This is a genomic window from Actinoplanes sp. NPDC000266 (assembly GCF_042899005.1).
Lineage (GTDB): Bacteria > Actinomycetota > Actinomycetes > Mycobacteriales > Micromonosporaceae > Actinoplanes.
The window spans coordinates 1,015,399-1,034,267 of sequence record NZ_JBIAZI010000002.1; the positions used below are offsets into that span (position 1 = coordinate 1,015,399).

General features: G+C 70.2%; 15 protein-coding genes and 1 pseudogene. 8 read left to right on the forward strand and 8 right to left on the reverse strand.

Translation table 11 applies throughout. From position 1 onward, the window contains the following. The first annotated feature begins 17 nt into the window (after positions 1–17). The 3 genes and pseudogenes from ACFY36_RS10895 to ACFY36_RS10905 all read left to right on the forward strand — a co-directional run. Positions 18–482 carry a hypothetical protein gene (locus ACFY36_RS10895; RefSeq protein ID WP_499745726.1) on the forward strand — a complete coding sequence of 155 codons (465 nt, stop codon included), beginning with the start codon at positions 18–20 and terminating at the stop codon, positions 480–482. A gap of 68 nt (positions 483–550) precedes the next feature. Then, positions 551–1,102 carry a helix-turn-helix domain-containing protein gene (locus ACFY36_RS10900; RefSeq protein ID WP_499745727.1) on the forward strand — a complete coding sequence of 184 codons (552 nt, stop codon included), beginning with the start codon at positions 551–553 and terminating at the stop codon, positions 1,100–1,102. Next, positions 1,099–2,208 (forward strand): annotated as a pseudogene (locus tag ACFY36_RS10905) (MFS transporter); the annotation flags it as partial. The gene ACFY36_RS10900 and the pseudogene ACFY36_RS10905, both read left to right, overlap by 4 nt. On the opposite strand, the gene ACFY36_RS10910 reads toward ACFY36_RS10905, so the two are convergent. Continuing rightward, entirely contained in the window at positions 2,164–3,132 is a 969-nt protein-coding gene (locus tag ACFY36_RS10910) for a DMT family transporter (protein WP_499745728.1), read from the reverse strand. The pseudogene ACFY36_RS10905 and the gene ACFY36_RS10910 sit on opposite strands and share 45 nt — an antisense overlap. 72 nt (positions 3,133–3,204) lie before the next feature. Between ACFY36_RS10910 and ACFY36_RS10915 the strand changes: the two genes are divergently transcribed. Then, positions 3,205–4,128, forward strand: a complete 924-nt coding sequence (locus tag ACFY36_RS10915; RefSeq protein ID WP_499745729.1) for a LysR family transcriptional regulator — start codon at positions 3,205–3,207, stop codon at positions 4,126–4,128. Positions 4,129–4,138: 10 nt separating this feature from the next. Here the strand turns inward: ACFY36_RS10915 and ACFY36_RS10920 are convergent, their stop codons facing one another. The 4 genes from ACFY36_RS10920 to ACFY36_RS10935 all read right to left on the reverse strand — a co-directional run bounded on the left by ACFY36_RS10920 (position 4,139) and on the right by ACFY36_RS10935 (position 9,014). Beyond that, positions 4,139–5,494, reverse strand: coding sequence for a glycoside hydrolase family 43 protein (locus ACFY36_RS10920; protein WP_499745730.1), 1,356 nt, complete (start codon positions 5,492–5,494; stop codon positions 4,139–4,141). Continuing rightward, positions 5,491–6,678, reverse strand: coding sequence for a CE1 family esterase (locus ACFY36_RS10925; RefSeq protein WP_499745731.1), 1,188 nt, complete (start codon positions 6,676–6,678; stop codon positions 5,491–5,493). The genes ACFY36_RS10920 and ACFY36_RS10925 overlap by 4 nt, the downstream gene beginning before the upstream one ends. Further along, positions 6,678–7,985: a glycoside hydrolase family 10 protein gene (locus ACFY36_RS10930; RefSeq protein WP_499745732.1), complete on the reverse strand. Its 1,308-nt coding sequence runs from the start codon at positions 7,983–7,985 to the stop codon at positions 6,678–6,680. Before ACFY36_RS10930 ends, ACFY36_RS10925 begins: the two co-directional genes overlap by 1 nt. 75 nt (positions 7,986–8,060) lie before the next feature. Beyond that, positions 8,061–9,014: a glycoside hydrolase family 6 protein gene (locus tag ACFY36_RS10935; protein ID WP_499745733.1), complete on the reverse strand. Its 954-nt coding sequence runs from the start codon at positions 9,012–9,014 to the stop codon at positions 8,061–8,063. Between the two features lie 165 nt (positions 9,015–9,179). Between ACFY36_RS10935 and ACFY36_RS10940 the strand changes: the two genes are divergently transcribed. Continuing rightward, the gene (locus ACFY36_RS10940) at positions 9,180–10,187 is read left to right on the forward strand and encodes a LacI family DNA-binding transcriptional regulator (RefSeq protein ID WP_499745734.1); all 1,008 of its coding nucleotides are present in this window, start codon (positions 9,180–9,182) and stop codon (positions 10,185–10,187) included. Between the two features lie 8 nt (positions 10,188–10,195). Here ACFY36_RS10940 and ACFY36_RS10945 read toward each other — a convergent pair whose 3' ends face one another. Continuing rightward, the gene (locus tag ACFY36_RS10945; protein ID WP_499745735.1) at positions 10,196–11,812 is read right to left on the reverse strand and encodes a glycoside hydrolase family 27 protein; all 1,617 of its coding nucleotides are present in this window, start codon (positions 11,810–11,812) and stop codon (positions 10,196–10,198) included. A 214-nt stretch (positions 11,813–12,026) separates the two neighbouring features. Here ACFY36_RS10945 and ACFY36_RS10950 point away from each other — a divergent pair, with 214 nt between their 5' ends. Both ACFY36_RS10950 and ACFY36_RS10955 read left to right on the forward strand, forming a co-directional pair. Beyond that, positions 12,027–14,027, forward strand: a complete 2,001-nt coding sequence (locus ACFY36_RS10950) for an RICIN domain-containing protein (protein WP_499745736.1) — start codon at positions 12,027–12,029, stop codon at positions 14,025–14,027. 59 nt (positions 14,028–14,086) lie between these two features. Continuing rightward, positions 14,087–15,532, forward strand: coding sequence for a non-reducing end alpha-L-arabinofuranosidase family hydrolase (locus ACFY36_RS10955; RefSeq protein ID WP_499745849.1), 1,446 nt, complete (start codon positions 14,087–14,089; stop codon positions 15,530–15,532). 21 nt (positions 15,533–15,553) lie between these two features. Here ACFY36_RS10955 and ACFY36_RS10960 read toward each other — a convergent pair whose 3' ends face one another. Together ACFY36_RS10960 and ACFY36_RS10965 are read right to left on the reverse strand one after the other, a co-directional pair. Further along, on the reverse strand, positions 15,554–17,065 hold the full coding sequence (locus ACFY36_RS10960; RefSeq protein ID WP_499745737.1) for a sigma-70 family RNA polymerase sigma factor: 1,512 nt from the start codon (positions 17,063–17,065) through the stop codon (positions 15,554–15,556). Positions 17,066–17,118: 53 nt separating this feature from the next. Continuing rightward, complete coding sequence (locus ACFY36_RS10965) at positions 17,119–17,322, reverse strand: hypothetical protein (RefSeq protein WP_499745738.1); 204 nt, start codon at positions 17,320–17,322, stop codon at positions 17,119–17,121. Positions 17,323–17,425: 103 nt separating this feature from the next. Between ACFY36_RS10965 and ACFY36_RS10970 the strand changes: the two genes are divergently transcribed. Beyond that, entirely contained in the window at positions 17,426–18,865 is a 1,440-nt protein-coding gene (locus ACFY36_RS10970; protein WP_499745739.1) for an endo-1,4-beta-xylanase, read from the forward strand. The last annotated feature ends 4 nt before the right edge of the window (positions 18,866–18,869 follow it).

The window sequence follows — 18,869 nt, forward strand, 5'->3', positions numbered from 1 at the left end:
CGCCCTAACCTCCCCGCATGACGAACAACTTCGACTTCTTCATCGGCACCTGGACGTCCAAGCAGCGGCGCCGGCGAGAGGTTCTCGCGGGCAACGACGAGTGGTACGACTTCACCGGCACCACCCGCTGCTGGAGCGTCCTGGGCGGCAGCGGCAACATCGACGAGGTCGAGCTCCCGGAGCTGGGCTACACGGGCCTGACCGTCCGGCTCTTCGACCCGGCCACCGACCTGTGGTCGATCTACTGGGCACGCACCGACATCGGCCTCGCCCTGCCCCCGACCGTGGGCCGCTTCGACCCGGACGGCGTAGGCCGCTTCTACGACGACGAGGAGTGGAACGGCCGCCCGATCCGGGTCCGCTACCAGTGGACGATCGCGTCGGCCGATTCGTGCCGCTGGGAGCAGGCGTTCTCCACCGACCGGGGCGAGACCTGGGAGACCAACTGGACAGCGGACTTCACCCGGTCGGCCCCGATCTGAAAGAGTCTTGCAGGTTTGCGGGGAAGCGGCCTAGGATCTGAAATAGTCTTTCAGATCGGAGTGCCGCCGTGCAGGAACGCCGCCCTCAACTGACCGATCCCGCCGTCGTCGACGCGCTGGCCCATCCGGTGCGGCTCGACGTGCTCGGCTATCTCATGTCGTCCGGGCCGGCCACGGCCTCCGCCTGCGCGCGGGCCGTCGGGGACACGCCGTCGAACTGCAGTTATCACCTGCGGGTCCTCGCGGCGCACGGCCTCGTCGAGCCGGACGACTCCGGTGACGGGCGATCCCGTCCGTGGCGGGCCACACTCACCGGTTTCACCGTCGGGCCCGACAGCGCCGACGCCTCGCGCGTGCTCGCCGCCGCCGTCGAGCTCGACCACCACCTGGCCCGCGAATATCTGCGCCGGCAGCAGGATCTGCCCGAGAACTGGCGCGAGGTCGACTCGCACGCCAGCTTCGGCCTCTCCCTGTCGCCGGAGGAGCTCGCCTCCGTCCTTCGCCGCATCGACGCGGTCGTACGGCCCTACCTCGCACCCACACGCACCGACAGCCCGGAGGACGCCGAGCACGTACACCTCTCACTCATGGCCTTTCCCCGGCCGGGATTCGGGTCATGACCGGTTCGGCGCTGGCGGTTCCCGCGTTCCGCCGGCTGTGGATCGCCGGGCTGGTCTCCGACGCCGGCGACTGGCTCATGTTCATCGCCCTTCCGCTCGTCGTCCTCAAGCTGACCGGATCGGCCCTGGGCACCTCGTTCGCGTTCCTGCTCGAGCTGGCGCCGCCCGTGCTGCTGGCCCCGCTCGCGGGCCGCGTCGCCGACCGCCTGCCGCGGCGCCTCGTCATGGTCGTGGCGATGCTCGCCCAGGCCTGCTCGCTGCTGCCGCTGCTCGCGGTGCACGACCGCTCCGATCTGCCGCTGCTCTACGGCGTCATCGTCGCCCACGCCACCTTCGCCGCCTTCTTCGAGCCCGCCAAGAACGCGGTGCTGCCGACCCTCGTGGGACCGGACCGGGCGGTGTCCGCGAACGCCCTGGTCGGCCTGAACAACGACCTCGGGCGCATCGTGGGCGGCCCGCTCGGCGGCGTGCTGCTCGCCGTCGCCGGGCTCAGCGGCGTCGTGCTGGTGGACATCGCCACCTACCTGGTCGCCGCCGCGCTGGTCGCGACGCTGCCGGCGGAACGGGTCCGGCGGCGGGCGAGGCCGTCCGGTCCGTCGCACGGCGGCCTGCTCGGCGTGCTGGCCGACCCGGCGAGCCGTGCCCCGGTCGTGGTGGCGTTCGTCGCGGCCATCGCCCAGGGCCTGTTCGTCCTGCTGTTCGTCTTCTTCGTCACCGACGTCCTGGGCGGCGCCGAGCAGGACGGGGGCGTGCTCCGCGGCGTCCAGGCCATCGGCGCCATCGCCGCCGGCGTCGTCCTGGGCATGCTGGGCGCCCGCCTCGACATCCTCCGCTTGACCATCGCCGGCGCCATCATCTTCACCGTCCTCACGGCGGTGACGTGGAACCTGTCGTTCCTGACGCACACGATGCCGGTCTACGGCGTCCTCTTCGCCGTCATCGGCGCCCCGGGCGTCCTTCTCGGCGCGGGCCTGACCAGCCTGTTGCAACGAGCGTCGGACGACAGCCGGCGGGGCAGCGCCTTCGCCGCGTTCGGCCTGGCCCAGGCCACCGGCCAGGCGCTAGGCCTGGTCGCCGCGGGCGCGCTGCAGAGCGTGGCCGGCACCATGCCGCTCCTCGAGGTCCAGGCCGCCACTTACGCCGTCGCCGCGATACTCGCGCTGATCCTGCTGCGGAGGAACATCGGGCGTGCCGGTGCGGTGGGTTCGTTCGACCCGCTGGCCCCAGAAGGTGCCGGCCAGGACGAGGGCTATGCCGGCCGCCGCCAGAGCGGTCAGGTGTTCGCCGCCGAGGCTGAGGCCGATCAGGACGGCCCACACCGGCTCGGTGCCGAGCAGCAGGCTCGCACGGGCCGGTGAGGTTCGGCGTACGGCCCACAGCTGCACCACGAACGCGAAGACGCTGCAACCCAGCGCCAGGTAGAGCACGCCCAGCCACTCCCCCGCCCCGAATCCGCTTGCCGCCGGGAGCAGCGCCGGGCCGGCCGCGATCGTGAAGGCGACCGCGCCCACCACGGTCTGCACCGTGGTCAGGGTGACCGTGTCGTACGACGGCCGGCTGAGCCGCCCCGAGAGCGTCACGTGCACGGCCCGGACCACGGCGGCCGCCAGCATCAGAGCGTCGCCGGCCGAAGGCGCCCGCAATCCCGGACCCGCGACCAGCAGCACCACCCCGCCCGTGGCCACGCCCGCGGCCAGAAAGAATCTCGGCGGCAGGCCGCCCTGCAACAGGGGCGTGAGCAGGATCGTCAGGCTGATCAGCACGCCGGCGTTGGTCGCGCTGGTCATCGAGACGCCGTACGTCTCCAGGGCCAGCACCGACGCCTGCGTACAACCGAGCAGAAGCCCCACCTTCAGCTCGCCCCGCCCCGGACGCCGGCTGATCATCAGCGGCAGCATGGCCGCCATCGACACCAGGTACCGCAGCGCCAGCACCACCAGCACGCCGCCGGCCACGACCAGCGTCTTGGCCGCCAGATAGCTGCTGCCCCAGATCACGGCCACGGCCAGCAGCAGAAGGTCTCCTGTCACACCCGAAGCCTGCGGCCGCCCAATACGGTAGACAAGACGCCACATGCTGAAACGACGATGTAGTGAGGCCTAATGGATCCGCACCACCTGAGGCTCCTCCGCGAGCTGGGCGAGCGGGGCAGCGTGGCTGCCGTGGCCCGCGCGCTGCACATCACCCCGTCGGCCGTCTCCCAGCAGCTCAACGTCCTGCAACGATCGTCGCCGGTCCCCCTGACCGAGCGCAGCGGCCGGCGCCTCGTGCTGACCGGCGCGGGCCGGGCCCTGGCCACGGCCGCGGTCGAGGTGATGACCGCCCTCGACCGGGCGTCCCGGGCCGTCGGCGACTATCTCGACGCGCCGGGCACGCCGGTCACCATGGCCGCGTTCCACAGCGCCGGCCTGACCTGGTTCGCACCCCTGATCGCGCGGTTTCCGGAGCTGCGGTGCGCGGACCGCGATGTGGCCGAGGCCGATTTCCCCGCCCTGGTCGGCGACTACGACCTGGTGCTGGCACACCGGCTGACCCACAGCCCGCCCTGGCCCTCCGACCGGCTCACGGTGATCCCCCTGATGCGGGAGCCGTTGTACGTCGCGATGTCCGCCCACCATCCCCTGGCCGCGCGCGAACGGCTCACCGCGGCCGACGTGAGCGCGTGGCCGTGGATCAGCGTCCACGAGGGGTTCCCGCTGACCGGGGTGCTGACCGCGATCGCGGCCGCGGCCGGGCGCCCCCTCGACATCCGCCACCGCATCAACGAGTTCACGGTCGCGGCGTCGGTGGTCGCGGCCGGCGAGGCGCTGGCCCTGCTGCCGGGCCACACGACGCCCCCGGATCCACGACTCGTGCTGCGCCCCGTGACCGACCTGCCGGCCGACCGCCACATCGACGTGCTGACCCGGCCGGAGACACTGCACCGCGCCCCGGTCCGCTCCGTGCTCGACGCGTTGCGGGAGACAGCGGTCTCCGGTCCGGCCCTCGGCGATGCCACCGAGGGCCGGATCCGCCCGGTCGCCTGACCGCGATCGTCTACGTGCTGAACTGCCACCAGTTCAGGTTCAGCAGGTAGCCGCTGCCGCCGGTGAACCTCAGGTAGAGGTCGCGGGTCCCGGTGGCGGCGCTGACCGGGCAGGTCACCGACGTCCAGTTCTGCCAGCCGCCGGTGCCGGGGACGGTGCAGGTGCCGGCCACGGCGCCGGTGGGGCTGTCGAGGCGCACCTCGACCTTTCCGCCGCTCGTGGCCGAGGCGGCCCGCGCGGTGAAGGAACGGGCGCCGGCGCCGAAGCCGGCTCCCTTGACCTTCAGGTAGTCGCCGTTCTCGATGTAGCCGACGTTCAGGCCGCCCTCGGAGGAGCGTTCGGTCTCCACGCCGGACGCCCAGGCGACGGTCTCGGCCTCCTGCCGGGCGTACGGGTTGAGCGAGCCGGCCTGCGGTACGCCGGCCGTCGTCATGGTGATCGTCGGAATGGTGCCGTCGGAGCGGTAGGCGAATCTTTCGACGGCCACCGAACGGGTGAAACCGCCGCCGCCGGGCAGCGCGCCGTTGTGATAGAAGAAGTACGACGCGCCGTTGAAGTCGATCACGCCTGCGTGGTTGGTGAAGCTGCTCCCCTGCGTCGGCATGATCGTGCCGCGGTAGGTCCACGGTCCGGCCGGACCCGGTGCGGTGGAGTACGCGATGAACTCCGAGCAGCATTTCGCGGCGAAGACGAGGTAGTAGAGGCCGTTGCGTTTGTAGACCCACGGCCCTTCTTCGAACAACGTGGGCCGGTTCGCGTCGCCGGTTCGCGTGCCGAAGCCGGCCGTGGTCAGCGGAATCTTGGTGGGGCTACCCGAGTACGAGGTCATGTCCGCGTTGAGCTTGACGTACCAGAGATCGGGGTTGCCCCAGTACAGATAGGCCTGCCCGTCGTCGTCGACGAACACCGTCGGGTCGATCTGGCCGTTGCTGACCAGCGGGCGCCCGATGGCGTCGGTGAACGGGCCGGCCGGGCTGGCCGAGACGGCCACGCCGATGCCCATCTGCCCGGTGGCGCGCACGGTCATCGGGACGTACCAGTAGAACTTGCCGTTGCGGTGGACCGCCTGACCGGCCCACGCGTTCGCGCCGGCCCAGCTGAAACTGGCCAGGTCGAGCGGTGAGCCGTGGTCGGTCCAGTTGACCATGTCGGCCGACGAGTAGACCCGCCACTCCTTCATCGTGAACCAGGTCGAGTTGTCCTCGTCGTGGCCGGTGTAGAGGTAGACGCGGCCGTTGTGGACCAGCGGCGCCGGGTCGGCGGTGTAGATGGTCTGGACGATCGGGTTGTCGGCCCGGGCCGCACCCGGCAGCAAGCCGAGAACAGCCAGCACCGAGAGGACCGCGGCGAGCGTACGGCGTCTCACGCCGGCCCACAGGTGGTGGTGGGCACGCTGTTGGCGCCGGTCCAGGTGCCGAGGAAGCCGAAGGTGGCCGACGCGCCCGCGCTCAGCCCGCCGTTCCAGGTCTCGTTGGTCACGGTCGGCGCGCTGCCGCTCCCCGTGACGCGCCCGCCCCAGGACTGGGTGATCGTCTGGCCGTCGGCGAAGGTCCAGCCGACCCGCCACCCGGTCAGCGCCGTGGCGCCGGCCGTCACCGTGACCTCGGCCTGGAAGCCGCCCTGCCACTGGCCGGTGATCCGATAGGCGGCGGTGCAGGCGCCGGACGGAACAGGCGGTGTGGTCGGCGTGGTGCTGCCCAGCCCCGTGAAGAACCGCCAGACCTCGGCGCCCACCCACGTGAGGGCACCGCTGGTCGAGGTGGATTCGTCGACGGGTTCCGGGGTGTGGTCGCCGTCGAACGCGGCCCAGGACACCGGATATCCGGCGCGGCAGCCCGCGTACGAGGTCACGATGTGGGTGAGGCTGCCGCGGGCCGGCTCGGGCGGATTCTGGGCGGTGCAGCCGTTGTTGCGGACGAAGGTGTCGCGGATGGCCCGGCCCTGCGAGATGTTCAGCACGCTGTCATGGGTGCCGTGGATGCCCAGGTAGGCGACCGGCTGCGTGCCCGGGTCGCAGCCGCTGAGATTGGCGCCGGACAGGACCGCGACCGCGCGGAAGACCGCCGGCCGGGCACACGCGACGGCGTAGCTCATGGCCCCGCCGTAGCTCCAGCCGAGCGCGAACACCTGGGTGGTGTCGACGCACAGATCGCCCTCGATCAGCGCGGTCAGGTTGTCGACGAGGGTGAGGTCGCGGTTGCCGGTGTTGGCCCAGCCGTTGTCGATGCCCTGCGGCGCGACCAGGATGGCCGAGTTGTTCGACAGTCCCTGCAATCCGTAGTAGCCGCCGCCGGCCACGGTGCCCGCGGTTCCGTTCAGCCAGTGAAAGGCGAAGATCAGTTTGTACGGCTTGGCGCGGTCGTAGTTGTCCGGCACGCGCAGGATGTACGAGCGGTTCTGGCCGCCGCTGGAAATGGTGCGGGTGCCGCTGGTCAGCGTCGGCGCCTTGCCGCACCCGCTGGTGGCCGCGGCGCCGGCCGGGACCGCCGTCGCGATCGCCAGCGCCGCCGCGGTGACCAGCAGGACTGCCATGATTCTTCGGATCGACATCACGACTCCTCGTCTGCCGAACAGGTGGGGGTGGCCGTGGGCCCGCTGCCGGTGCCCTGGAAGCCGAACTCGGTCGAGCCGCCGGCCGGGATCCGGCCGTTGTAGCTGACGTTGCCGAAAGCGCCGCCGCTGTTGGTGGCGTTCCAGATGCCGGTGATCGCGCCGCCGGCGGGCAGGGGAATCCCGACCGTCCAGCCGGAGATCGCCGCCGCACCGGCGGTGACCCGCACCGTGGCCACGAAGCCGCCGTTCCAGGAGTTCAGCGACACCGTGGCGGCGCAGGCGCCGGAGGGCGGGGGCGGGTTGGTGGTGCCGCCGGCGTTGAGGGCGTTCAGGACCGAGGTGTACGCCGCCTTCTTGTTGCCGGAGTTGTCGAACAGCAGCGGGTTCTCCCCCGTTCGCCACGAGTCGCTGTCCCGGATGCCCCAGACGGTGATGCCTGTGCACCGGGACACCGCCATACAGGCGCGGGTGACACCGGCGTACACATTGGCCTGGTTGCCGCCCTGTGCCACGTCGAGCTCGGTGATCTGCACGTCGACGCCGAGGTCGGCGAAGCGCTGGAGGTTGGCCTGATAGGTCGAGTCGAGGCCGGCGCCGAGGTGGGACTGGAAGCCGACGCAGTCGATCGGCACGCCGCGGGACTTGAAGTCGCGGACCATGGTGTAGATGCCGGTCGACTTCGCGTTGATGCCGTCGGTGTTGTAGTCGTTGTAGCAGAGCTTGGCGTTCGGGTCGGCCGCGCGGGCGGCCCGGAAGGCGGCCTCGATCCAGTCGTTGCCGGTGCGCTGGAGGTTGGAGTCGCGCCGGGCGCCGCTGCCACCGTCGGCGAAGGCCTCGTTCACCACGTCCCAGGCGTAGATCTTGCCTTTGTAGTGGGTCGCGACCTGGGTGACGTGGTTGATGGCGGCGTTACGCAGGGCGCTGCCGGACAGCGACTGCGCCCACGAGGGCTGTTGCTGGTGCCAGAGCAGGGCGTGTCCGCGGACCTTGGCGCCCATGGCGAGCCCTTGGTTGAGGATGCGGTCGCCGTTGGTGTAGGTGAACCGGCCCTGTGACGGCTCGGTGGCGTCCCACTTCATCTCGTTCTCGGCGGTGACCGAGTTGAACTCGGTGGTCAGGATCCGGGTGTACGTGGAGTCGCCGAGACGGCCGGCGGCGATGGCGGCGCCGTAGTAGCGGCCGCTCTGGGCGGCCGAGGCGCCCAGCGTGGAGGCGGCATTCGCGGTGCCGGCGATGGCGATGGCGATGGCGACGGCAACGCTCACCGCGAGCAGCGCCGCCCCGCCGTGCCTGGGGATGGGCATGAGCACGCAACCTTTCTCGGGGGAATTGAGCGGTACGCCTCAGGAGCGCTCCCAAAAAGGCGCCGCGAAAAGGCGTCAGTAGCCGAAGATCATCTTGTAGGCGACTTCGGGGAGGAACTGCCCGGCGGCCGAGCCCGCGCCGACGCCACAGTTGCCGTCGGACTCACCCGGCGTCTTGAGCCAGAGCAGCATCTCGGCGCCGCCGCCGAGCTGGCTCGGGGTGCCGATCCGGCGGCCGGCCGGATTGCACCAGGCGCCGTTGGAGCCGTTGCCGTTGCGGCTGGTGTCGACCACGAACGGCTTGCTGTAGCCGTAGCCGCGCAACGCGGCCGCGACGCTGGTGCCGTAGTTGACGTTCTCACCGGTGGTGAAGTAGTTGGACACGTTCAGCGCGAAGCCGTGCGCGGCCGGGACACCCGCCGAGTTCAGGCGCTGCGCCATCGTCCGGGCGTCGACCCAGCCGGGGTTCCCGGCGTCGAGATAGGCCCAGGCGTTGGGCGCCTTGGACCGGAACTGCCCGGCGGCGCGGGACAGCATGCCGAGGCGGTCGGCGATCTGGGCCTGGCTCATGCAGCCGAAGTCGCCCAGCGAGTCGGGCTCCAGGACCACCACGGCCGGCCGTCTGCCGATGGCGGCGGCGAAGGAGGCGATCCACGCGTCGTAGGCGGCGACGCTGCCGGCGCCGCCGCCGGAGTGGCCGCCGCACGCGTCGCGGCCCGGAATGTTGTAGGCGACCAGGATCGGCAGCTTGTCGACGGCGTCGGCGGCGGCCACGTAGGAGCCGACCGCCGACCCGATGTCGCCGCTCCAGTTGCCGAACCAGGCCGCCATCGGCCTCTGCGCGATCTGGGCCCGGATCGCGCCGGCCCGGCCGTCGTTCGGGTTGGCGGCGGCCCAGGCGGCGGGACTCGAGTGGGGATTGACGTAGAAGCCGCTGGTCTGGCCGACGGGGTCGGCGTGGGCGGCCGGAGCGGCCAGCAGGACAGCGGGAACCACCAGCGCCAGCGCGGCGCTCAGCACACGTCTCATCAACGAACCTCCTCAAAACTGGAAGCGCTTCCGGTCTCCTACATTTACGGATATCGATTCCAGGTTGGGACCGGCCCGATGGCATGTCAAGAGCCTCGGGGGAAAACTGGGAGCGCTTCCAGTTCGCCGCCCGATCCAACGGCGAATGTCGATATCATCATCGAGATGGCGGCGCAGTCACGGAAACCCACTCTCGACGAGGTGGCCGAGCGCGCGGGCGTTTCCCGCTCGGCCGCGTCCCGTGCCATCAACCAGGCGCCGCACGTCAGCCGCGCCGCCCGCGAAGCCGTCGAGAAGGCCATCAAGGAGCTGGGCTACCGGCCCAACCGCACCGCCCGCGCGCTGGCCACCCGGCAGACGGGCGTCGTCGCCCTCGCGGTGTCCCACGACGATCCCGAGCTGTTCGCCGATCCGTTCTTCGCGCAGGTCATCGTCGGCGTCTCGGCGGCGCTCGAGGAGACCGAGCTGCACCTGCTGCTGTGCCTGGCCAGCTCCGGCCGGGGCCGGTCCCGGCTGACGAACTTGCTGCACACCGGCGGCGTCGACGGCCTCATGTTGCTGGCCACGCGCCAGGACGACCCGGTGAACCGGATCGCGGGCCAGGCCGGTCTGCCCACCGTCTACGGTGGGCGGCCGCTCGGCTTCGAGCCGCGGTGGTACGTCGATTGCGACAACCTCGGCGGCGCCCGGCTTGCCACCGAGCATCTGATCGGCCTCGGCCGGACCCGCATCGTCACGATCACCGGCGAATCCGGCAGCGGCGCCGCCGACGCGCGCCACCGGGGTTACCGCGAGGCGCTGGCCATGGCCGGCCTCACCCCGCACGGCGTGGTCGAGAGCGACTTCACCGAGGCCGGCGGGGCGGCGGCGATGCGCACCGTGCTCGAGCGCCACCCCGGCGCCGACGGCGTCTTCGCCGCCAGCGACAACATGGCCGCGGGAGCCCTGCGCGTCCTGCGCGAGGCCGGCCTGTCCGTGCCGGGCGACGTGGCCGTGGTCGGCTTCGACGACCTGGGCGCGGCCCGCCGCACCGACCCTGCCCTGACCACTGTCCACCAGCCCATTCAGGCTCTGGGCACGGAGATGGCCCGGCTGCTCATCGGGCTGATCGCCGGGCAGGAGCGCAGCTCGCTCATCCTGCCCACACGACTGGTCCGGCGCGCCTCGGCGTGACCCCGGGGTCACGACCGTGACCACCGCTGATTGAGGGCCGCGGTGCAGGTCCAGAGCAGGGTCAAGGTTCCGTTGGCGGTGAGGTTGCGGTCGACGTCGAGGCACAGGCCGGACAGGGTGGCGCGGACGGTGCCGTCGGTGTTGAGCGCCCACTGCTGGTTGGCGCCGCCGTTGCAGTCCCACAGCTGGACCTTCGCGCCGGCGGTGGCGCCGATCGGGGCGTCCAGGCACTTGCCGAGCGAGCGCAGGGTCGAGCCGGACACGGTCCACTGCTGGTTGGCGGCCCGGTTGCAGTCCCAGATGACCGGCTGCGTGCCGTTGGCGGTGTTGCCGTTGGGAACGTCCAGGCAACGGCCGGAGGCCGCGCTGACGAGGGCGGCCGACGTCGGGGTGGTGCCGCCGCTCACCCGGTAGACGACAGTGGCGTGCGACGGCACGCTGGCGCTGATCGTGCCGCTGGTGGTCGTCGTGGCGCCGGTCCAGGCGTCGACGAGGGTGAACGACGAACCGCTCTTGCCGATCGCCGCGGCCGTGGTGGAGATCGTCCGGGTCGAGCCCGACTGGTTGAACAACGCCACCGCCACGTCGTCGTTGGAGAGCCGCTTGGCCAGCACCCGCTGGTTGCCGTCGGCGGCCACCGACACCGCCTGGCGGCCCAGGGTGTCCTGGTTGATCGCGATCAGGCGGGCGTTCTTCAAAATCGTCTGGGTGACCGCGCTCATCCCGCGGAGGTCGTTGCCGGCGATCAGCGGGGCGGCCATCATCGCCCAGAGCGCGAAGTGGGATCGCTGCTCGGCGTCGCTCAGCGTGCCGCGGCCGACCTCCATCATGTCCGGGTCGTTGAAGGCGCCCGGCCGCGCGTAGCCGGACAGCGGCACGTTGACGTCGACGATGTTCTTGACGCCCATCGGATATCCATTGGCCTGACCGGTGTCCCAGGCGAGCTGGATGTCCTCGGTGGTACGCCAGATGTTCGCCACGTCGCCCCAGTCGCGCTGGGGCCCGGTCTTCGCGTGGATGCTGTTGGAGTTGATGCTGTAGAGGATCGGCCGCCCGGTGGCGGCCAGCGCGTCGCGCATCTTGGCGAAGGTGGCGACCTGCTGGTCGATGGTTCCGGTGGGCGAGCACCAGTCGTACTTGAGGTAGTCGACGCCCCAGGCGGCGAACTGGCGGGCGTCCTGCACCTCGTGGCCCTGGCTGCCGGTGGCTCCCGGGTAGGAGCCGAAGTACTGCGCGCAGGTCTTGTCGAGCGGCGCCTGGTAGATGCCGAACTTCAGGCCTTTTCCGTGGATGTAGTCGCCGAGCGCCCGCATGCCGCTGGGGAAACGGGACGGATCCGCCTGCAGGTTGCCGTTCGCGTCGCGGTCCGGGTTCATCCAGCAGTCGTCGACCACCACGTACTGATAACCGGCGTCGCGCATGCCGCTGCTGACCATGCTGTCGGCCATCCCACGGATCAGCGACTCGCTGATCGCGCAGCCGAAGGTGTTCCAGCTGTTCCAGCCCATCGGCGGGGTGCGGCCCACGCCGTTGTCGAGCGCGTTCGCGGCGGACCCCGGGACGGCCGTCAGGGCCCCGGTCAGCAACAGCATGCCCGCGACCAGCGCGGTCCTCAGACGCCCCATGGTTACCGCCCCTCAGTTTGAGAACGTTAACACGGCACATTGCCAGAGCAGTTACAGCGAAACAAGTCTCAAGAAGTGTTATGACGCGCTCACCGTTCTAGTCGACGTATTCACCTCGTTGCACGACCGCTTAATGCCGTGGCAACATTGACGAAATCCAATGCAAGACCCCTCGCGAGTACGCATGTTAACGTTCACTACTGCTGGAGGAAGCATGCGGTGGATCGTCGCTGTGGCTCTACTGGCCGGAGTCGTGCTGGCCGCCCCGGCCGCGTCGGCCGCCACGATCGACACGAACACCTGGTACGTCCTGGTGAACCGCAACAGCGGCAAGGCCCTCGACGTCTACAACCTCGCCACCAACGACGGCGCCCGCATCACCCAGTGGACCCGCAACGACGGCAACCAGCAGCAATGGCAGTTCGTCGACTCCGGCGGCGGCAACTACCGGCTCAAGTCCCGGCTGTCCGGCAAGGTCCTCGACGTCAGCAACAACTCGGCCGCCGATGGCGCCGCGATCGTGCAGTGGACCGACAACAACACGACGAACCAGCAGTTCCAGCTGGCCGACTCGGACGGCGGTCACGTCCGGCTGATCAACCGCAACAGCGGCAAGGCCCTCGAGGTGCAGGGCGCTTCCACCGCCGACGGCGGCAACATCGTCCAGTACGCCGACTGGAACGGCGCCAACCAGCAGTGGCAGCTTGTGCCCGCCGGCGGCAGCTTCACCAATCCCGTGGTCTGGCAGGACTTCGCCGACGGGGACATCATCCGGGTCGGTGACGCGTACTACTACTCCGCCTCGACCATGCACTACTCGCCGGGCGCGCCGATCCTGCGCTCGTACGACCTGGTCAATTGGGAGTTCGCGGGCCACTCCGTACCGAGGCTCGACTTCGACTCCGCCGCCTACGACCTGAGCGGCTCACGGGCGTACGTCAAAGGCATCTGGGCCTCCGCCTTCAACTACCGGCCGAGCGACGCCACGTATTACTGGCTCGGGTGCACCGAGTTCAACCGCACCTATGTGTACGCCTCGGCGGCGGTCGGCAACGGCTGGGCCAGGAGAGCCCGGATCAACAAGTGCTACTACGACGCCGGCCTGCTCTTCGACGGCGCGACCCCGTACGTCGCCTACGGCAACGGCACGATCAGCGTCGCCCAGCTCTCGGCCGATCTGAGCTCGGAGGTGCGGTCGCAGACCGTCTATACGACACCGTCGAGCATCGGCACGCTCGAAGGCTCGCGCATGTACAAGCGGGGCGCCTACTACTACATCTGGCTGACCCGGCCCGCGAACGGGCAGTACGTGCTGCGCTCGGCCAGCCCGTGGGGTCCGTACGAGCAACGCCAGGTCCTTCTTGATCTGCCCGGCCCGATCTCCGGTGGTGGCGTGCCGCATCAGGGCGGCCTCGTGCAGACGCAGAACGGCGACTGGTGGTACATGGCGTTCACCGACGCCTACCCGGGCGGGCGGATGCCGACGCTCGCGCCGATCACCTGGAGCGGTGATGGCTGGCCGGTGCTGACCACCGTCAACGGCCGCTGGGGCGCCACCTATCCGAAACCGAACATCAGCACCACGAAGACCGTGCAGTCGATGATCGGCCCGGACTCGTTCACCGGTACGGCACTGTCGGCGCGCTGGGAGTGGAACCACAACCCGGACACGTCGAAGTTCGCCGTCGGCAACGGGCTGCGACTGTCCACCGCGACCGTCACCAACGACCTCTACAACGCCCGGAACACGCTGACGCACCGGATCCAGGGCCCGGCGTCGACGGCCACCATCCAGCTGAACTACGCGTCGATGGCCAACGGCGACCGGGCCGGGCTGGCCATGCTGCGCGACCGCTCGGCCTGGATCGGCGTCCGCAAGGACAACGGCGCCACCCGTGTCTCGATGACAAACGGCCTGACCATGTCGGCCAGCGGGTGGACCACGACCGGCACCGGCTCCGAGGCCGCCGGAGCCCCCGTCTCCGGCGGCACGGTCTGGCTGCGGGTCACCGCGAACATCCAGCCCGGATCCGGGCGCACGGCCACGTTCTCGTACAGCACGAACGGCAGCACCTTCACCACGCTCGGGCCGGCACTCGTGCTGAACAACGACTGGCAGTTCTTCATGGGCTACCGCTTCGGCCTCTTCAACTACGCCACGAGCACCCTCGGCGGCTCGGTCACCGTGAACCGGTTCGACCTGACGGCGCCGTGATCCCCTTCCCCCACCACCCCTAAGGAACCGACGTGAAGAAATCCCGATGGCTGGCCGCCATCACCGCCACCGCGACCGCGCTGGCCGGTGGCCTGCTCAGCGTGATCGCCGCCCCGCCCGCCTCGGCCGCGACCATCGACACCAGCGCCTGGTACGTGCTGGTCAATCGCAACAGCGGCAAGGCGCTCGACGTCTACAACCTCGCCACCAACGACGGCGCCCGCATCACCCAGTGGACCCGCAACGACGGCAACCAGCAGCAATGGCAGTTCGTCGACTCCGGCGGCGGCAACTACCGGCTCAAGTCCCGGCTGTCCGGCAAGGTCCTCGACGTGTACAACTTCTCCACCGCCGACGGCGGCGCGATCGTGCAGTGGACCGACAACAACACCACCAACCAGCAGTTCAGCGTCCAGGACGTCGACGGCTACATCCAGCTGATCAACCGCAACAGCGGCAAGGCCCTCGAAGTGCAGGGCGCCTCGACCGCCGACAGCGCCAACATCGTCCAGTACGCCGACTGGAACGGCACCAACCAGCAGTGGCAGCTGGCCCGCGTCGGCGGCTCGACCCCGACCACACCACCGCCGTCCGGGTCGTGCACGCTGCCCTCCTCCTACCGCTGGAGTTCGACCGGGGCGCTGGCGCAGCCGCGGTCCGGATGGGTCTCGCTCAAGGACTTCACGACCGTCCCCTACAACGGACGGCAGCTGGTGTACGCCACCACGCACGACAACGGCACCACGTGGGGTTCGATGAACTTCGGGCTGTTCACGAACTGGTCCGACATGGGCTCGGCCTCCCAGAACGCCATGTCGTCGGCCACCGTCGCGCCGACCCTGTTCTACTTCGCCCCCAAGAACATCTGGGTGCTCGCCTATCAGTGGGGCTCGTGGCCGTTCATCTACCGGACCTCCAGCGACCCGACCAACCCCAACGGGTGGTCGGCGCCGCAGCCCCTGTTCACCGGCAGCATCACCGGCTCGGGCACCGGGCCGATCGACCAGACCCTGATCGGTGACGGCACGAACATGTACCTGTTCTTCGCCGGGGACAACGGCAAGATCTACCGCGCGTCCATGCCGATCGGGAACTTCCCCGGCAACTTCGGCTCCTCGTACACGACCATCATGAGCGACTCGACGAACAACCTGTTCGAGGCGCCGCAGGTCTACAAGGTGCAGGGCCAGAACCAGTACCTCATGATCGTCGAGGCGATCGGCGCCAACGGCCGCTACTTCCGGTCGTTCACGGCCACCAGCCTGAGCGGCTCGTGGACCCCGAACGCCGCCACCGAGGGCAACCCGTTCGCGGGCAAGGCCAACAGCGGCGCCACCTGGACCAACGACATCAGCCACGGCGAGCTGGTGCGGGTCAGCGCCGACCAGACGATGACCGTCGACCCGTGCAACCTCCAACTGCTCTACCAGGGCCGCTCCCCCAGCTCGGGCGGCGACTACGGCCTGCTGCCCTACCGGCCGGGCCTGCTGACCCGCCAGCGCTGACCGCACCCGCCCTGGCCGCCGTCACCCGGTGGCCAGGGCGGGACGCACCCGGAACGAGCTCGCCGTGCGGAAATCGGCTGTGTTCTTGAGATAGCCGATCCCGAATACGGAGCCCGTCCACCGCAGGCGGAAATCGCGATAGTTGAACGACTGGAGCACCACCGAGCCCTCCACCGGACCCGGGAGGGGGCAGTAGGTGGCGTCCTCGCGGAAGATCTGGCTGTAGTCGAACGGGGCGACGTATCCGCGGAGCTCGTAGTGCCGCAGATAGCGGCCGTCGCCGGTGCGGAACGAGAGGCACTTGGGGTCGGCCAGGCCGTTGACGGCGGTGAAGGTCGCGCGGCGGCGGCTCTCGGCGTCGTCCACTGTGGCCACGACGATGGCGTCGGTGTTGTCGCCGCGGCTGAGATAGCCGCCGCCGGACCATTCGAGCGACAGCGCGCCGAGGGGCACGGCGGCCGCCGGCGCCACCGACGGGCGCGGGCTGGTGGATCGCGGCGCGGGCGCCGGGGTGCTGAAGAGCGCCGCCGAGGTGGCCGGGGCGGGCGCCGCGATCGGGCCGGAATCCCGCGACTCGGACACGACCAGCGGAACGGTGACGGCCACGGCGGCGACACCGGCGACGATCCCGGCGATCACTTTGCCCCCGACCGCCGCGGCACCGCCGCCCGCGATCGCCGCAGCCCCGCCGCCCGCAACCGCCGCGGCGCCGGTGGCCGCGACAGGGGCGGCGGCGATCGAGCCGACGACGGTGTGGGCGAGGCCGGCCGGCACCGCGAGAGTGGGCAGGGTCGCCAGCAGCTTGTCGGCGGGCAGTTGCCCGTCCCCGGCCGCCGTGCAGGCGGGGCAGCCGCGGACATGCCGGGCGGCGCGCTTGCGCCAGAGAGGGCTCGGCCGCCCGTCCCAGTCGGCCGTCTCCGCGGCCAGCCGCGCGCAGACCGGCCGGGCCGCGAGCGCCGCGACCACGGCCCGGGCGAGGTCGAGCTGCTCCCGCGCGCGCTGGACGCGGACGCCCGCGTGCGCGACGCTGACGCCGGCCGCCACCGCGAGCTCGGCCCGGGACAACCGGCCGGCGACCTCCTGCCACCACAACGACAGCAGCCGGCGGTCGTCGGGGTCGAGCCATCGCGTCGCCTCGGCCACCTGGCGGCGCTGGTCGCTGAGCTCGCCGCGCAGGGCGGTCACGTCCTCGATCTCGGCCCGCGGGTCGGCCCGGCCGGCGGCCTCCTCCAGCGGCCGGAGCCGGCGGCCGGCGGCCCGGCGCTGCTGCCGGTGGGTGCCGACCTGACGGACCGCGATCACGGCCAGCCAGGCCCGGAAGCTGCCCGGGGCACGCAATCCCGGCAGCTCGCGCACGGCCCGCAGCATCGTGTCCTGCACGACGTCGTCGACGTCCGCCGGGTCGTCCATCGCCGCGCTGACGAGGTTGTAGACCAGCGGAAGATGGTCGGCGATCAGCCGCTGCAGGGCCCGGCCGTCACCGTTGCGGGCGGCGGTGACGAGCTCGGCCACATTCGCACTCGTCAGGTCCATAGCGACGCCACCCTATGCCGCTCCCCAGTGGAAAGAAACCGAACGAAAAGTTGTTATGCGATCTCCCGCTGGATGGTCGCAGCTCCCGGAAGTTTCGGAAAGTCGATCTTCAGGTCATCGCGCATTTGTAGCTCTACCAGCCATTTAAGCACCGCCAACGCTTGCATAACCGCTGGTAAGAACGTTTCAATACCGGTCCAAGACTTCCGGAATGTTTCCGGAAAGTATTGTTTCCCCGTCGTTTCCCGTGTCAGCATGACCCGACATTGAGGTTCGTCGTTCCCGATACACCGGCTCCCCCGTGCTTCCCCGCGCGCGGTGATCGACCGGCGCGACGCGACCCTCGAGAAGGGAGCTTCCGTGACCACCCGTCCCCCCAGATCCCCCCGGATCCGGCTGCTGATCAGTGCCGCCGCCGCCACCGTCGCCGCCGCGGGCGTGATGATGGTGATGCCGACCGCCGACGCGGCGGAAAGCACCCTCGGCGCCGCGGCCGCGCAGTCGGGCCGATATTTCGGCACGGCCATCGCCGCCAGCCGGCTCAGCAACTCGACGTACACCACCATCGCCGGTCGTGAGTTCAACATGATCACGGCCGAGAACGAGATGAAGCCGGACGCGACCCAGCCGCAGCGGGGCCAGTTCACCTTCAGCTCCGGCGACCAGATCTACAACTGGGCCACCCAGCGCGGCCTGAAGGTCCGCGGCCACACCCTCGCCTGGCACGCCCAGCAGCCCGGCTGGATGCAGAGCCTCAGCGGCAGCAGCCTGCGCCAGGCGATGATCGACCACATCAACGGCGTGATGGGCCACTACAAGGGCAAGCTCGCCGCCTGGGACGTCGTCAACGAGGCGTTCAACGAGGACGGCAGCCGGCGGTCGTCCAACCTCCAGGGCACCGGCAACGACTGGATCGAGGTGGCGTTCCGCACCGCGCGCGCCGCCGACCCGTCGGTCAAGCTCTGCTACAACGACTACAACATCGAGAACTGGTCGTACGGCAAGACGCAGGGCGTCTACAACATGATCCGGGACTTCAAGGCCCGCGGTGTGCCGATCGACTGCGTGGGCCTGCAGACCCACTTCACCGGCGGCAGCTCGCTGCCCGGCAACTTCCAGACCACGCTGTCGAGCTTCGCGGCGCTGGGCGTCGACGTGGCCCTGACCGAGGTCGACGTCACCAACGCCTCGACCTCCCAGTACGCCGGGCTCACCCAGGCCTGCCTCAACGTTCCGCGCTGCATCGGCATCACCGTCTGGGGCGTCCGCGACAGCGACTCCTGGCGTTCCGGTGAAAGCCCGCTGCTGTTCGACAACTCCGGCAACAAGAAGGCGGCGTACACCTCCGTCCTGAATGCCCTCAACTCCGTCGGCCCGACCACCCCGCCCACCACGACGCCGCCCACCACAACACCCCCGCCGACCGGCTCCAACCGGATCGTCGGCGCGCAGTCGGGCCGGTGCGTCGACGTGCCCGGCGCCGCACAGACCAACGGCACGAGGGTGCAGCTCTACGACTGCAACGGCCAGGCCAACCAGACCTGGACCCTCACGTCGAGCAAGCAACTGACCGTGTACGGCTCGAGGTGCCTGGACGCGGCCGGCTCGGGCAACGGCTCGGCCGTGCAGATCTACAGCTGCAACGGCCAGGCCAACCAGCAGTGGAACGTCAACTCCAACGGCACCATCACCGGCGTCCAGTCCGGGCGGTGCCTGGACGTCTGGGGCACCGGAAACGGCCAGCAGATCCAGCTCTACGACTGCAACGGCCAGGCCAACCAGCGGTTCGCGCTGAGCTGACACA